This is a genomic window from Acidobacteriota bacterium (genome assembly GCA_022340665.1).
Classification (GTDB): Bacteria; Acidobacteriota; Thermoanaerobaculia; order Thermoanaerobaculales; family Sulfomarinibacteraceae; genus Sulfomarinibacter.
Map to the genome: position 1 here is coordinate 1 of JAJDNM010000021.1, position 13,019 is coordinate 13,019.

Genomic DNA, 13,019 nt, shown 5'->3' on the forward strand with positions numbered 1-13,019 from the left:
CCGACCACGACTTTCGCCCTACCCTCTTCTTCGGACCAAAGCCCCGGCGCCATCGCGCCGGGGCCTCGCGATGCCTGGATACTTCGATTCGGCACCCGGCACGAAACGGAGACTGGAGTGAGCACACGGCAGATCAAAAAGACCACATCCGAGCGTCGTGACCTGGAAATTCGGCGCCAGCTCTACGGTGGAGATGCCTTCGCGCGCCTCGATGAAGGCGATGACCGAGGTTTTTATGAAGTCGACCGCACTGTCCAGCACCTCGACCAAAGGGCTTTGGATACGGTGACCGCAGTTATTGAGTCGCTGGTGGTCGAGGGGCGTCCTTGTGTGCTCGATCTCATGGCAAGCTGGGACTCGCACCTACCGGCATGCCTCGATCCACAACGGGTCATCGGCCTTGGACTCAACCGCCGCGAACTCGCCGCCAACCATCGTCTCGATCAGCGCATCGTTCACGACCTCAACAAAAATCCTCACCTCCCGTTTCCGGAGGCGTCCTTCGACGTCGTGATCAACACCGTGTCGATCGATTACCTCATCAAACCGTTTGAGGTCGTCGCCGAGGTTGCCCGGATCCTGCGCCCGGGCGGTCTTTTCCTGGTCATCTTCTCGAATCGGTTCTTCCCGGAAAAAGTCGTCCAAGTCTGGCGCACGGCGAGTGAAGCGGAGCGGGTGCTGATAGTCCGGGATTACCTGAGCTCGAGTCCGCTGTTGACGCCGCCTCAGGATTTCGCATCGCTCGGTCGACCGCGTCCAAAGGGCGATCGCTACGCTGGCCTCGGTCTTCCGAGCGACCCGGTTTTCGCGGTCTGGGCGGAACGTACCGGTTCACCAAGCGACCGACCCCACCGCCACCCACCTGTCATCGAATCCCCCGAGATTCCGAAGGCCGAGGTCCTCGAGGCGCGCCGAGGCTCCGTTGCCAGCTCTCTGAAATGTCCCTACTGCAATGAACGCCTCCGCAAATGGTCGGTCCCGCAGACGCCATTCACGGAATGGGATGTCGCGTTCATGTACATCTGCTTCAACGACCGATGCCCGTACGTGGTGCGAGGTTGGGATGCGATGGAGCGCCAGGGCAACCGCGGTATGTCCTACCGCCTGATGTACAACCCGGCCAGTGATCGCTGCATGCCGGTTCCAGTTCCGAGCCTCAACGCCCTACGAGACGGCATTGTCGACGAAAGCAGGTGATTCAAGGGACGGTTGACGCCACCCTGGCGGACCCGTTTCGAATTCAACGCTTAACTGTCGGGAAGATGCGAACCGCGCTCCAAGGTCTCGAGGGTCTTCGCGTCGAGTACGCGAATAGGGTGTTTCTCGATGTAGCGATGCAGAAGAGGCCCGGCGCCCGCCGGGGCTACGAGAATCGCATCATCGGCGTTCAGGTCAAACCGAGCCATCGCCAGTTCCCGCCCCAAGCCGACCTCCGCCGGGGTCGAGCCCGTTTCACACCGCACAACTGTGCGACGACGGCCGTCGTCGATCAACAGGTCGGCGCCGGTCGCGTGTCGATCGAGGATTTCGATGGATCTCGGATTGCCAAGAAGCTCGAGTACGCCGGTTCGAAGCTGATCCCGGTCGGCATGGAGCCACCGCATCTGCCGTTCAAACGACCGCTGCACGTCTCGTCCGGCCTCACTTTCGGCAAGCGCCTGTCGATAGCGCAGCCAATCGCGGAAGGTCGAGTCGCACGACGATCTCCACAGCTTCTCGAACCTGCCGGCAAGACTCACGCAGCCGATCACCAGCGGCAAGAGAAGGACAAGCCAGGCTGCAACCAGGACCGGGGCGAGAAAGAGAGTTGCAGCCAGAGAACCGGTCTTCCAGGCCGTAAAAGCTACTACAACCGCCAGCAGAACGGTCACCGCGACCGCGCACAGAGCCCCTCGTCGCTGCTCGACGATCAGCTCCGGTTCGTTTTCGAGAAATTCAGCGGTGAGGCCGAATTCCTCGGGGCGCGGGGTTGATCCATCCGCAGTCATTCGGAATAGCCTCCTCCACTTCAAGTTAGAACCTTCCTCACTGATACGCAAGGTCAGCTCGTCAGAGCGGCCACGCCGCGTGGTGCTCCAGGTGGCCACTCCGCTGTGAGGCGTGGCGAGATATGGACATGGATTCGCAACACCTGCCCGAGCCGTCGTGGCGCGCCTGGCACGACGATGAGCCGATACGACTGGGAATATCGTCGTGCCTTCTCGGCGCCAAGGTCCGGTACGACGGCGGGCACAAGCGGGACCGATATCTGACCGACGCGCTCGGCGAGTGGTTTCGATGGGTGCCGGTCTGTCCCGAGCTCGAGATCGGTCTCGGAGTCCCGCGGCCGACGATCCGCCTCCTACAGGCCTACCCTCACCCGCGTCTCGAAGAGCCGATTTCGGGCCAGGACCTGACCGAGCGCATGGAGACTTACGCACGCGAAAAGGTGGTCGAGCTGATTTCGAAGGACCTCGACGGTCTCATCCCCAAACGCGCCTCTCCGAGTTGCGGCATTGAACGGGTCAAGGTTTTCGGGAAGGGCGGCATGCCGTCGAAGAAAGGCGTCGGTGTCTTCGCCCGGGTCTTGATGGAACACTGGCCCAACCTTCCGGTAGAGGAGGAGGGCCGGCTCAACGACGCCCATCTGCGCGAGCTGATGCTCAGGAATCGCGTATAGCGGATCGGAGCCTGACTGGCCTGTTGCAGGATCGCGCCGTCTTCGAACAGACCATTTGAGGATCAGACTCTTCCACGGATAGAAAAAGGCCCGCCTGATGGCGGGCCCTCTATTTCTCGATCCTCGTCCCTCGAAATCAACCGCGCGGCAGAATCACCGCATCGATCACATGGATCACGCCGTTCGAGGCCTCGATGTCCGTTTGCACCACGTTCGCATCGTTGATGCGTACACCATTCTCGGCGACCACTATATCGATGTCCGAACCCTGTGCGGTGGTCGCACTCTTCAGGTTGACCACGTCAGCCGCCAGAACCTTGCCCGGAACCACGTGGTAGAGCAGTAACTCACGCAGCGCGTTGGGGTCGTCCAACAAGGATTCGACCGTACCCTCGGGAAGCTCAGCGAATGCCTCATCGGTCGGCGCGAAAACGGTGAACGGGCCTTTCGACTGCAGGGCCTCCACCAGACCCGCCGCCTTTGCCGCCGCCACAAGGGTATTGAACGTGCCTGCCGAGGACGCGGTGTCGACGATGTTTGCCGACGCAACCTTGGCATGGCTCGTTCCGCAGTTCCCCGCAACCACCGGACTCGCGGCCAGCGCCAGAATTGCACTCAGAATTACAAATTTTCTCATCGTGTACCTCCTAAATTTGACGGCGGCCTCGGCCACCGGTTCCGCAGAGATCAACGTCTATATTTTTTCTAAAATTCCATAGATCTGTGACGCGCCCCTGCAATCTTCCTGACGCTCGTCTCTAATTCCTCCAAGGATTATCTAAAAGAGGTTTTCTGGAGCGGTCTGTTAATTATTTCTTCAATGATTTATCTAGAAATTGATGAAAACATTTCCTCGAGGCGACGTCTCCGATAGTCGAATATCGCGGTCACGTCACGGCGTACGAAGAGACGTTCGATCAATGCTCCGCCCCAGACGGCATATGAGACTCGGTCCGAGATCTCGGTGCCGCCGTCCCGCGCGGTGAAGCGATGCTCGTGATGCCAGAGGCGGTAGGGTCCGTGCACCTGGCGATCGACGAACCGGTGTGGAGGTTCCCATGCCGAGATCTCCGATCGCCAACGCAACGGGATACCACGCCAGCGAATTCTGTAATCGATCAGGGTCCCGACGTCCATCGCTATCGGGCCTTGGTTGATGACCTCGAACCGCAGCCATGGAGGGGTGATGCGCCCGAGATTTCGCGCTTCCGCAAAAAACGGGAAGAGCTCGGACAACGGCCTTTCCAGCCACTGCGTCTGGGTGAACTCGATGGTCTTCACGTTGTCGCCCTTGTCTCCGCTTCGCGCGCGATCGAGCGCAACATTCCAGCGAAGATGATCTTGTGCACCGGGTAGAGCACATTCCAATACAGTGCGCCGGTCAGGCCCACAGGAGCAAACAGCGCGGTCTGAACGACGCATGCGCCATCGCCTTCAGGCTCGATATCCCACTGCAGCCAGGCGGAGCCGGGAACCTTCATCTCCGCTCTCAGCCTGAGCTGGCGCGGCGCGGTTACTGCCTCGACCCGCCAGAAGTCGACCGCATCGCCGGCCAGAATTTCGCTTGGATGGCGCCGACCCCGTCGCAAACCAGGTCCGCCCAGCAGTCGGTCAAATGCTCCACGGATCGACCAGGCCCAATCCCAGTACAGCCAGCCACGGTCACCACCGAGCGAGGTCACAACCTCAAAAACGTCCTCCGGCTGGGCTGATGTGTGGTGCCTCCTGGTTTCGCGCACGAGTCCCTCTCGGGTGGTCAACTCGACCGCCTGCGCCGCACCCAGCGCACCACTCCATCTCGTAGGCACTGCCTCCGATTCGATACTTTCGAGCGCCCGCCGCACAGATTCACGATACGGCAGAGGCTGGATCTCGGGAAAATCACGACGAGCATCCGAGGTATCAGCCGTCACCGGGTGGACGACACCCTCGATCAGCGGCACCGCCAGGCGATTGGGAATCGGCGTCACCAACCCGACCCACAGCGCTGCGAGTTTCGGCGCCAGCACCGGCACCGGGACAATCAGTCGTCGCAGGCCCCGGACTGCTGCATACTCCGTCATCATGCCCTTGAAGGTCAGGGGCTGCGATCCGATGCTGTAAATCCCTTCTTTGCCCCGATCAACTCCCGCGATCAGGTAGGCAACCACGTCATCCACCGCGATCGGCTGTACAGGGTTGAGAATCCATTTCGGTGCGATCATCGCCGGCAGCCGTTCGGTCAGGTAACGAGCCATTTCGAACGAGGCCGAGCCGGAGCCGACCACCGGCCCAGCGCGGAACTCCAGCGTCGGCAGCCTGTCCCGGAGGATCGAGCCCACTTCGGCGCGGCTCGCCAAGTGGGGTGAGATGTGCTCCGAATCCGGCAGCAACCCTCCGAGGTAGATGATCCTTCGCACACCCCGCGCGGCTGCGGCGAAGTTGAGGGCCGCTCGCCGATCGCGCGCCACGAAGTCTCGGCCGGAGTCCATGAGGTGGACCAGGTAGTAGGCAACTTCGATCCCGTCGAGTGCTTCCGGCAGGGTCGATGGGTCCTCAACGTCGCCGACTGCCACCTCGACGTCGTCCGCCCATGGCCGGCCGACGATTCGTCGTGGGTCACGCACCAACACCCGGACATCGTGACCGAGTGCGACGAGCTCGGGGATGATCCGGCCACCGATGTAGCCGGTGGCGCCGGTGACGAGAATCTTCACGAGTACCTCTCGAGATAGCGTTTCACCGGCACCTTGCGGGCGGTGTTTGCAGACGACATGTAACGCACAGTGCCGAAGACTGGGCGTTCCGGACCCCAGGCGCGATCATGCCGACCAAGGACCCAAAATATTCCGCTGTAGGAGTTCGGGTCACGACCGTCGAGCGCATACCGATTGTTGAGCTCGATCATGATGTCGAGTGCCTCGCGTGGCTCGGAGCTCCATTCGAGGATCTTCTTACCCCATAACATTCGCAGGTAGTTGTGGAGACGACCTTCGCGCCGAAGCTGGTTCTGGGCCGCGTTCCACAGTCGATCGTGAGTGGCCGCGCCGTCGAATTCTTCAAGCGAATACGAGTACTCCCGTGGGTCACGCGCATGTTTGGCGAGGGTCTGCTGGGCCCACTCGGGCAGGGATTCGTACCGGTCGTGGTCCCTGCGGTGGTGGCAGAAATGAAATCCGAGCTCCCGCCAAGTGATGCACTGGTCGAGAAATGCCTCGGCGCTCTCGCTCATGTCCCACCACCCCGAGCGTCGCCCGTTGGCGGGCGGGACCACCTGTTCGGGTGTCCACCGCTCACGGGCCGCGAGTTCGAGGAAAACCTGATGCGACGAGAGGTGACCGAAATGCAGGTACGGTGACAGTCCACTCGTCGCGTCGGCATCTGGCCGGTTGCGTTGGCTCGCATAGCCCTCGAAATCGTTGCCGAGAAAATCATCGAGGGCAGCGCGGCCGGCTGTGGCTCCTCCTCGCGTCGGCACCACTGGAACTGATTGATCAATCGACAACCGTGCCAGCGCACCCGGCTCCGCGCGCAACAACTCCGGCGAAGGCGGTGGCCAGCGTTTGGAGATCCGAGACGGTACTTCTGTCGCTGGCGGCAGGTCGAGCAAGGGATCCTCGAGCGGTAGGTCTTGCAGGTGATCCACGAGATGCTTTTGCAGGAATCGCCGAAATATATAGGCCGTCGCCATGTCCCTCTCGGTAGAGGCGAGCGGAAAGAGGCCGTTGCTGTCGACAGCCTCGACCATCACCTGCAATCGCGCCGCCACCTTTTCCACCATGCGTGGCAGAAAAAAGGTCGGGAATTGATCGGTCACCACCAGGCACGCACGATCGGCCAGCTCCGACAGGAGGCCGCGACCGTGTCCACGCTCGGGTTCGATATACGGGTAGTAAGTGACGTTGGCGCCATCGAGGGCCTCGTGGTTGGCTGCCATACCGTCGATGATGAACCGGTGCAGCCGCGCCGAGGCCCAGGGATAGTCAATCCGCAAGGGTTCGAAGACCAACAACGGCCGACCGAGATGGCGCGCCCAGTCGGCCGCGCGTTGGAGGGCGAAGTTGAAGGAAGTCCTTCGCTGGGCAACCATCCAGTACACGACCCACGCGCCATCAGCCCTCGGTGGGGAACTATTCCGCAGTTGAACACGGTCGGCGGGTACAGCTGATCTCATTCCGATCATCGTAACTTTGGCTCCGCATGGAAAACCCTCTCGACCATCAGACTATTTCCTAGAAAAAATATTGACAAGATTAAAGATACGCCCCATTCTGGGCTCGATTGGCGCGGTGGAACGTTCCCCGAGGACAGCCGGTCACCCGCAGCTTGGTTGCGACGATGTCGGGATTGGCAAATTCTCCGGGCCGGTTGGAAAGAGTTCATGTCGGAGGACTCACGATGAACGATACGGACAGTACTCACGGAAGTCAGGCGATTCCCGTCGCCGAAGAGCAGCTGCTGCCGATGGGGGCGGTAACCCGCCGCACCGGTATCGGAGAGCACACGCTGAGAGCGTGGGAACGGAGGTTCGGATTTCCCAAGCCACTGCGTCTTCCTTCCGGCCACCGCCGTTACACCGTGGGACAGGTTCAGCAACTGATGATGATCAACGAGGCCCTTCGCTGCGGCCATCGGGCGGGTGACGTCGTACCACTGCCCCGTGAACGGCTGGAGGCGCTCCTGGAGGAGTGCGAACAGGCGCTCGAAACCGAAGAGTCTTCGCGGGCATGGCTGCAAGAGGTGTTCGAGGCAGCACGCGCATTCGATCGCACAGCAGTTCAGAAGACTCTGTATCAGGGAGCGGTGAAGCTCGGCCTCCACCGCTTTTTGCGCGAGCGGGTGGGTCCCCTGATGACCGAGGTCGGCGAGGCGTGGGCGCGGGGAGACCTCGGGGTCCGTCACGAGCACTTCATCTCGGAAATTCTGGAGGAAGTCCTGCGCGATCTTCGAAGGCCGCTCGAGGCGACTGCCGAAGGACAGGCCGTGGTGCTGGCCAGCCTTCCGTCCGAGCAGCACACTTTGGGTATCCACATAGCGGCGCTGGCTGTTGCCGCGGCGGGGCGCCACATTCTCATCCTCGGCCCGCAAACACCGGTCGAAGAGATTGCCGCGGCGGCCACATCAGTCAGGGCATCCGCAGTCGGAATCTCCATCAGCCCATATGCCGCGACCGACCCCACTCTCTCGGAAGTCATGAGCCTGCGGGAAAGTCTTCCGTCGGGAATAAATCTGTGGCTCGGAGGCTCGGGCGCCATTGAGTTATCCGATCTGCCCGCTGACGTCGAAGTCCTCGATTCGCTCGATGCCCTGGAACGGGCGCTGCGACGCCTGGTGGATTGAAACCGCAAATTGTTCATGGCCATGACCGACGCTCGCCCGTGCGAGTCGAACGCGCAGGCCGCTATTCGGAGCTTCCGAGCTCGTGCTTGAGGGTGCGCTCGATCGCCCAGGTCATCTTGTCGACCAGCTGACGCTGGTCATAGACAGCCTGCATCAACACCTTGAGCGGCATCAACCGAACATGTGAGGCCGCATCGAGGTTCACGGTCTTCATCGACCATTCCGGGAAAAGCCGTGTCTCCACCTCCTCCTCGACGTCGAGTACGAGAACGCCGGTGTGCCGCTCGTCTTCCTCGATGGCTGCGAACAGTCCGTCAACGGCTTCCGCCGGCCCCTCGATGACCTGGTAAAACATTCCACCCGAAGCCATCAGCACTCCCGTGACCCCGAGCTCGGCGTTCTTCGCCGCTGCTTGCTGGCCCAAGTCTTCGAGCTCCTGCTCGGTCAGGGACTTCGAGTAACGACTCGCATATTTGACACGTTTCATCATGGCGAAATGCTAAACCGAAATTCGCTCGCGATCAATTCCAGCGTCCGCCTTTGTTCGGTGGCGCTGACACCGCCTCAACCTCCGTCGCGAATGCCGTGAGCGTGCGAACCGCCGGATTGAATCTGACCGGACGGCTCACTCGCGGTGCATCTCTGGCAGTCGCGAGTGAGGGTTAGGTATGCCGAGGTGCTAGATCGAGCCTGTCGGTTTTGTAAGCACCAGTTCCCTGCTCCTTTTCAGGTTTTCGTCTCTGAGGGCTGCAAACCCGGCGTCGAGCGCAAGACGCCGACTCGCGTCGAACTCAACGTCCGTGACATGGCCATTCGGCTCGATCACCAGGAGACGCCCTCCCGGGCGGAGGACCTGGTAGCACTGGCCGAGAAAACGGCTCGGGTACGGGGTCTCGTGCAGAACGTGCGCCGCAATCGCCAGATCCATCTCCCCGGCCAGGTCATCGAGAGGGAGATCTTCCTCGGTTGCCATGCGTGTCTCGACTATGTGATCGACGCCCTTTCTTCTCGCCCGCCTGCGCAGGCTCGAGAGCATCTTCTCCTGGATGTCCACGCACACAACCCTCCCGCCGTCGCCTACCAGACGTGCGAGTGGGAGGGTGAAGAAACCCATCCCGCAGCCGATGTCGACCGCTGCCATTCCCGGCCTCGCGTACGGGGTGAGGATCGTGTTCGGGTTCTCCCCCAGCTTTCGGATCGGGTTGGTGATCAGGTATCCGACCCACCATGGACACACATGGTGGGCACGTGGTGCCTCGTCCGTAACAACGTCTTCGAGTGATGAAATGGCCTTCATGATCGTACCCTCCGCGGCTTGACATTCTCGGTCTCCGCACATATACAAATATACGAGCTATCGCTCAGTTTTGTTACTCGCGTTCAGAGACGAGGTATCAATGTCAAAATCTGATAGTCCAAACAAAACAAAACAAAAGACTAACAAGACCAAAAATATAAATCCCACCAATCAAAACAGAGCTAAAGCTCATGTTTTGAACTCAACGCCAGCGAGACGCCAGCCCACGCAGGAGCGAGCTCGGTTTACCGTCGCTGCCATTCTCCAAGCGGCGGCCGAAGTCATCGACGATGCCGGTTGGGCAAACGCCTCGACCAACCGCATCGCCGAGCGGGCGGGGGTATCGATCGGATCGCTCTACCAGTACTTTGCCAACAAGGAAGCAATCCTCGCGAATCTGTTTGAGGAGCATCGGAAGGACGTACACGTCGTCGTCGGCCTCGCTCTCGATCGGCTCGAGGATCCATCGGTGCCGATCGAGGAAGCCCTGCGTGACCTGTTCAGCGAGATGATCCGGCTTCATCGCGCGGATCCGGTGCTGACCAGAGTCCTCGCGACTGAAGTCCCCCACCACCAGGGAGAGAAGGATCACGGGCCGAAGGGCGATCATCTCGTCCGCTGGCTGCAGCGTCTGCTCGAGCAGAGGAGTGGGATTCGAGTGCACGATCCGGCGGCTGCGGCTCATGTGATCGCGATATCGATGGAAGCGCTGACCAGGTGGCTGGTGCACGAATCGCCGGAAGATATTGACACGGAAAGCGCGGTTGAAGAGATGGTGACGATGTTCACGTCATACCTCACGCAAAGGCCACCTGTACGTCAAACACTCTGAGACCCGTTAGAGGCCGAGTCCGATCAGCTGCTCAGTCGGCGGTCGAAAGCGGTCAAGCGGCCACCCGAGCGCTTCGTCGATCGTTTCGAGAATGACTTGACGGTCTTCCGGAATTCGTCCGTGTACATCAAGAAAATTGCTGACGTGGTCCGACAGGAGCATGGTCGGTCCTTTCAGGCGTTCGACGAGAAGTCTGGTCTCACGGAGCGCTTGGTGTGCGTCGAGCAGGGTCAGCTCGCCCCGTTGCCAGCGATCGCACCAGTCAGTGCCCACCACCGGTACGAAGGTCCGCAACCGCACAAAATCGGGGCTTGCCTGATTCAGCACCGAGGCGCTGCCCTCCGCGTGCTCGCGCCAGCGCGCGATCCCGGCCAGCCCGACCATCAGATAGACGGAAAGCTCGATGCCGGCCTGCATCACGTGGTTGAAAGCCTTCGCCGCCGCCTCCGGATCGATGCCTTTCCGAATGTCACGCAACGTCACCGGGTCACCGGACTCGAGTCCGGAGTGGACTCGCGTGATGCCCGCGTCGGCAATCCGCTGCCACTCGTCGCGGCTCTTTTTGACCAGAAACTTCGCCGACCCGTACATCGTGATGCGCTCGAGCCCGGGAAAGCGCTCCTGCGCCGCACGTCCGACCTCGACCAGGTTGTCGGTGGGCAGGGCCGCAGTGTTGCCGTCGGCGAGGAAGATCGTCCGGACTCCGTTGCCGTATACCTCGCGCGCCAGGTCCAGGTCCTCGACGATCTGGTCGACCGGCCGCCGCCTGAACTGCTTTTCACCGTACATCCCGCAGAAGGCACATCGATTGTGTGGACAGCCGATGGTCGCCTGGATGATCAGCGAACCCGCCTCGGACGGCGGCCGGTAGACGGTGCCTTCGTATCTCATGGATCGATCCTACAGGAAGCTGCGAGATCTGCGATGGCCCCGAGGCAGGCCATGGAAAGACTTCTTCGTCCTGCACTGGCTCGGTTCGTACAGAGAGCATAGCCAAGTGAGGTTTTCATCGAAAGCACTGGGATAGGAAGTGTTTTTTGAAATTGGACCTGATTCCATTCCCTTCTTCGACCTTCACGAACCAGCCAAGGCCTTCAATCGCGGGTGTAGACATCGCGTCGATCAAGACAATCACGATTCAGAGGATGATTACCCGTTACCTTCCAGCAGCCTGTTCGTCCTAACAAAGAGAGCAATGAACCGCCATGCTCGGTTGAACTGACGAAAGGACAGAACACATGAGAATTCGTATCGCCTATGTTGTGGTTGCTGTGGCCCTTTTGATTGCCGGCAATGCAGGTGCAAATTCCATAGCGGTGACAACCAACGCCGCTATCGAGGGCACCTACGGTTTGGAGGTGGATTTTACCGGGGCACAGTCGAACGCTTATGTCATGAGTGGCGATCGTGGTGTGAATCCACACCCGTGGAGTGACGAAACCGGACTTCGAGTCCGATTCCTCATCGACCCCGGGACGCCGGCCGGCAGCACCCTGTCGATGGCCAATCAGGGGAATATCAGGATCGCTCAGTTCTTCATGGACTACATCGGACGAGGGGTTAAAGCTGTTCTATTCGTCAAGCGGAATTCGACTGGCGACTCATGGCGCCTCCAGTGTTACGTGCGAGACGGCACCCATGGAACGGACAATTTCGCGTTGGGTGGAGCGGGATATCTCACCGGTCTGACCCCTGGCTGGGGTGACGAAACCATCGTCGAGTTTGAGTGGCAGGCTGCGTCGGCTCCGGGCGCGAACGACGGAAGAGTCAAGGCGACGAGAACCCAGTTGAATAACCCGAGCGCAGTGACAGCGACGATCTTCGAGAGAACCGACCTCGACAACGACGACCACTTTCTCAACATCATGTGGTTCGGATCGATTGGAACGGGTGAGGTTGGGAACCCCGAGGGATACATCAAACTGGATAGCGTGAGTATTACTCGCCTGTAAGAAGACAAACGCGTTCTGAAATCCGAAGCGAGCCGCCGAGAGCTTCCCTCCCGGCGGCTCGTTTTCTGATCGCCCGAAGTGAGGGGCTCACCCCTCCTGGACGCGTGATAGCATGGCGTCGTTCGTCAATGAGCGACTCTCAGCCAGGCAGTCGGCTGGCATCGGCTTTTCACGACCTCACAATCCGCGGAGATTGGGACTTGGGACGAGCAACGAGCTCAATGATCCTCCACATGGCGGCGCTCAGCATTTGCGTTGCATCCGTAGGATGCTCGAGAATCCCAGATGCGCCGACGTTCTCGCCTTACCGATTCGTGGAGTCGACCACATCACAGGTGTTCGACCTCGGCATGATTTCCTCGACTCAAGTACGGGAGCATATTCGACTCGACGAAAACCTGGACGACCTTGGCTGGAAGGTCACGGGAGCGAACCCGCAAGGGAATGCTGGCGGTGGATTGAGTCTCCTGAACGCCGAGAGCCGGACTCTCCATATCGACCTCCGGGTCCATATGCAAGCATCCAGATCGGACCTTTTTGAACTGGAAGCGAGGGGCCTCCGAACCGGCAAATCGATTCGACTCTATTGGGCGAGCAAGGGCCAAACACTTCACATATCGAGGAGTCTGAGAAGGGATTTTCGAGACGGTACCGGCCAATCGACGAAGAAGTTCCTGTTCCCAGTGGCTGAATCTCCCCTATGGGGGGGAAATATCGACCACCTGCGCATCGAGTTCACCACCGACCCCGGGCAAGACATCGAAATCGAAGCTTTCCGGTCACTGTAGAGGGTCGTCGAGCCCGAATTACTCCGTCAGGCATTGGCTAAGCCGTGGTACGTCGGTGTCGGTGATGAGTATCGGGCCTCTATGCTCGCGCCACCCGGGCTGAATATCAGCCGGTCAGTTCGCCTTCCAAGAAACGCGCGATTCCTGTCCGCATACAGTGTTCCGAATACTC

The 13,019-nt window shown here is 60.3% G+C and carries 14 protein-coding genes; 5 read left to right on the top strand and 9 right to left on the bottom strand.

The features are described 5' to 3' along the window. Window positions 1-117 precede the first annotated feature (117 nt). Window positions 118-1,197 (top strand): class I SAM-dependent methyltransferase, encoded by a 1,080-nt coding sequence (locus tag LJE93_03010; protein ID MCG6947869.1) that lies wholly within the window; start codon window positions 118-120, stop codon window positions 1,195-1,197. Between the two features lie 50 nt (window positions 1,198-1,247). On the opposite strand, the gene LJE93_03015 is transcribed toward LJE93_03010, so the two are convergent. Next, on the bottom strand, window positions 1,248-1,988 hold the full coding sequence (locus tag LJE93_03015) for a hypothetical protein (protein ID MCG6947870.1): 741 nt from the start codon (window positions 1,986-1,988) through the stop codon (window positions 1,248-1,250). Window positions 1,989-2,116: 128 nt separating this feature from the next. On the opposite strand from LJE93_03015, the gene LJE93_03020 reads away from it, so the two are divergent. After that, window positions 2,117-2,659, top strand: a complete 543-nt coding sequence (locus tag LJE93_03020) for a DUF523 domain-containing protein (protein MCG6947871.1) — start codon at window positions 2,117-2,119, stop codon at window positions 2,657-2,659. 136 nt (window positions 2,660-2,795) lie between these two features. Here the strand turns inward: LJE93_03020 and LJE93_03025 are convergent, their stop codons facing one another. From LJE93_03025 to LJE93_03040, 4 genes are all read right to left on the bottom strand, one after another. After that, on the bottom strand, window positions 2,796-3,296 hold the full coding sequence (locus LJE93_03025; protein MCG6947872.1) for a fasciclin domain-containing protein: 501 nt from the start codon (window positions 3,294-3,296) through the stop codon (window positions 2,796-2,798). Between the two features lie 188 nt (window positions 3,297-3,484). Then, the gene (locus LJE93_03030; protein ID MCG6947873.1) at window positions 3,485-3,940 is read right to left on the bottom strand and encodes an SRPBCC family protein; all 456 of its coding nucleotides are present in this window, start codon (window positions 3,938-3,940) and stop codon (window positions 3,485-3,487) included. Beyond that, complete coding sequence (locus LJE93_03035) at window positions 3,937-5,355, bottom strand: SDR family oxidoreductase (GenBank protein ID MCG6947874.1); 1,419 nt, start codon at window positions 5,353-5,355, stop codon at window positions 3,937-3,939. The genes LJE93_03030 and LJE93_03035 overlap by 4 nt, the downstream gene beginning before the upstream one ends. Next, window positions 5,352-6,812: a deoxyribodipyrimidine photolyase gene (locus tag LJE93_03040; GenBank protein MCG6947875.1), complete on the bottom strand. Its 1,461-nt coding sequence runs from the start codon at window positions 6,810-6,812 to the stop codon at window positions 5,352-5,354. The genes LJE93_03035 and LJE93_03040 overlap by 4 nt, the downstream gene beginning before the upstream one ends. Before the next feature lie 224 nt (window positions 6,813-7,036). Between LJE93_03040 and LJE93_03045 the strand changes: the two genes are divergently transcribed. Then, window positions 7,037-7,978: a MerR family transcriptional regulator gene (locus tag LJE93_03045; GenBank protein ID MCG6947876.1), complete on the top strand. Its 942-nt coding sequence runs from the start codon at window positions 7,037-7,039 to the stop codon at window positions 7,976-7,978. Between the two features lie 61 nt (window positions 7,979-8,039). Here LJE93_03045 and LJE93_03050 read toward each other — a convergent pair whose 3' ends face one another. Together LJE93_03050 and LJE93_03055 are read right to left on the bottom strand one after the other, a co-directional pair. Beyond that, window positions 8,040-8,468, bottom strand: coding sequence for a BLUF domain-containing protein (locus LJE93_03050; GenBank protein MCG6947877.1), 429 nt, complete (start codon window positions 8,466-8,468; stop codon window positions 8,040-8,042). Between the two features lie 189 nt (window positions 8,469-8,657). After that, a complete protein-coding gene (locus LJE93_03055; GenBank protein ID MCG6947878.1) occupies window positions 8,658-9,275 on the bottom strand; it encodes a class I SAM-dependent methyltransferase in 618 nt (205 codons plus the stop codon). Window positions 9,276-9,471: 196 nt separating this feature from the next. Here LJE93_03055 and LJE93_03060 point away from each other — a divergent pair, with 196 nt between their 5' ends. Further along, on the top strand, window positions 9,472-10,107 hold the full coding sequence (locus LJE93_03060) for a TetR/AcrR family transcriptional regulator (GenBank protein ID MCG6947879.1): 636 nt from the start codon (window positions 9,472-9,474) through the stop codon (window positions 10,105-10,107). A 6-nt stretch (window positions 10,108-10,113) separates the two neighbouring features. On the opposite strand, the gene LJE93_03065 is transcribed toward LJE93_03060, so the two are convergent. After that, window positions 10,114-10,998, bottom strand: a complete 885-nt coding sequence (locus LJE93_03065; protein ID MCG6947880.1) for a radical SAM protein — start codon at window positions 10,996-10,998, stop codon at window positions 10,114-10,116. A gap of 347 nt (window positions 10,999-11,345) precedes the next feature. Between LJE93_03065 and LJE93_03070 the strand changes: the two genes are divergently transcribed. After that, the gene (locus LJE93_03070) at window positions 11,346-12,059 is read left to right on the top strand and encodes a hypothetical protein (GenBank protein MCG6947881.1); all 714 of its coding nucleotides are present in this window, start codon (window positions 11,346-11,348) and stop codon (window positions 12,057-12,059) included. Between the two features lie 329 nt (window positions 12,060-12,388). Here LJE93_03070 and LJE93_03075 read toward each other — a convergent pair whose 3' ends face one another. Further along, window positions 12,389-12,553, bottom strand: coding sequence for a hypothetical protein (locus tag LJE93_03075; GenBank protein ID MCG6947882.1), 165 nt, complete (start codon window positions 12,551-12,553; stop codon window positions 12,389-12,391). Window positions 12,554-13,019: the final 466 nt, after the last annotated feature.

Excerpts from the sequence above, each read along its gene's own strand:
- LJE93_03015 (MCG6947870.1), bottom strand. The coding sequence starts at position 1,988 with ATGACTGCGGATGGATCAACCCCGCGCCCCGAGGAATTCGGCCTCACC.
- LJE93_03020 (MCG6947871.1), top strand. The coding sequence starts at position 2,117 with ATGGATTCGCAACACCTGCCCGAGCCGTCGTGGCGCGCCTGGCACGAC.
- LJE93_03025 (MCG6947872.1), bottom strand. The coding sequence starts at position 3,296 with ATGAGAAAATTTGTAATTCTGAGTGCAATTCTGGCGCTGGCCGCGAGT.
- LJE93_03040 (MCG6947875.1), bottom strand. The coding sequence starts at position 6,812 with ATGAGATCAGCTGTACCCGCCGACCGTGTTCAACTGCGGAATAGTTCC.
- LJE93_03045 (MCG6947876.1), top strand. The coding sequence starts at position 7,037 with ATGAACGATACGGACAGTACTCACGGAAGTCAGGCGATTCCCGTCGCC.
- LJE93_03050 (MCG6947877.1), bottom strand. The coding sequence starts at position 8,468 with ATGATGAAACGTGTCAAATATGCGAGTCGTTACTCGAAGTCCCTGACC.
- LJE93_03055 (MCG6947878.1), bottom strand. The coding sequence starts at position 9,275 with ATGAAGGCCATTTCATCACTCGAAGACGTTGTTACGGACGAGGCACCA.
- LJE93_03065 (MCG6947880.1), bottom strand. The coding sequence starts at position 10,998 with ATGAGATACGAAGGCACCGTCTACCGGCCGCCGTCCGAGGCGGGTTCG.
- LJE93_03070 (MCG6947881.1), top strand. The coding sequence starts at position 11,346 with ATGAGAATTCGTATCGCCTATGTTGTGGTTGCTGTGGCCCTTTTGATT.
- LJE93_03075 (MCG6947882.1), bottom strand. The coding sequence starts at position 12,553 with ATGGAGAGTCCGGCTCTCGGCGTTCAGGAGACTCAATCCACCGCCAGC.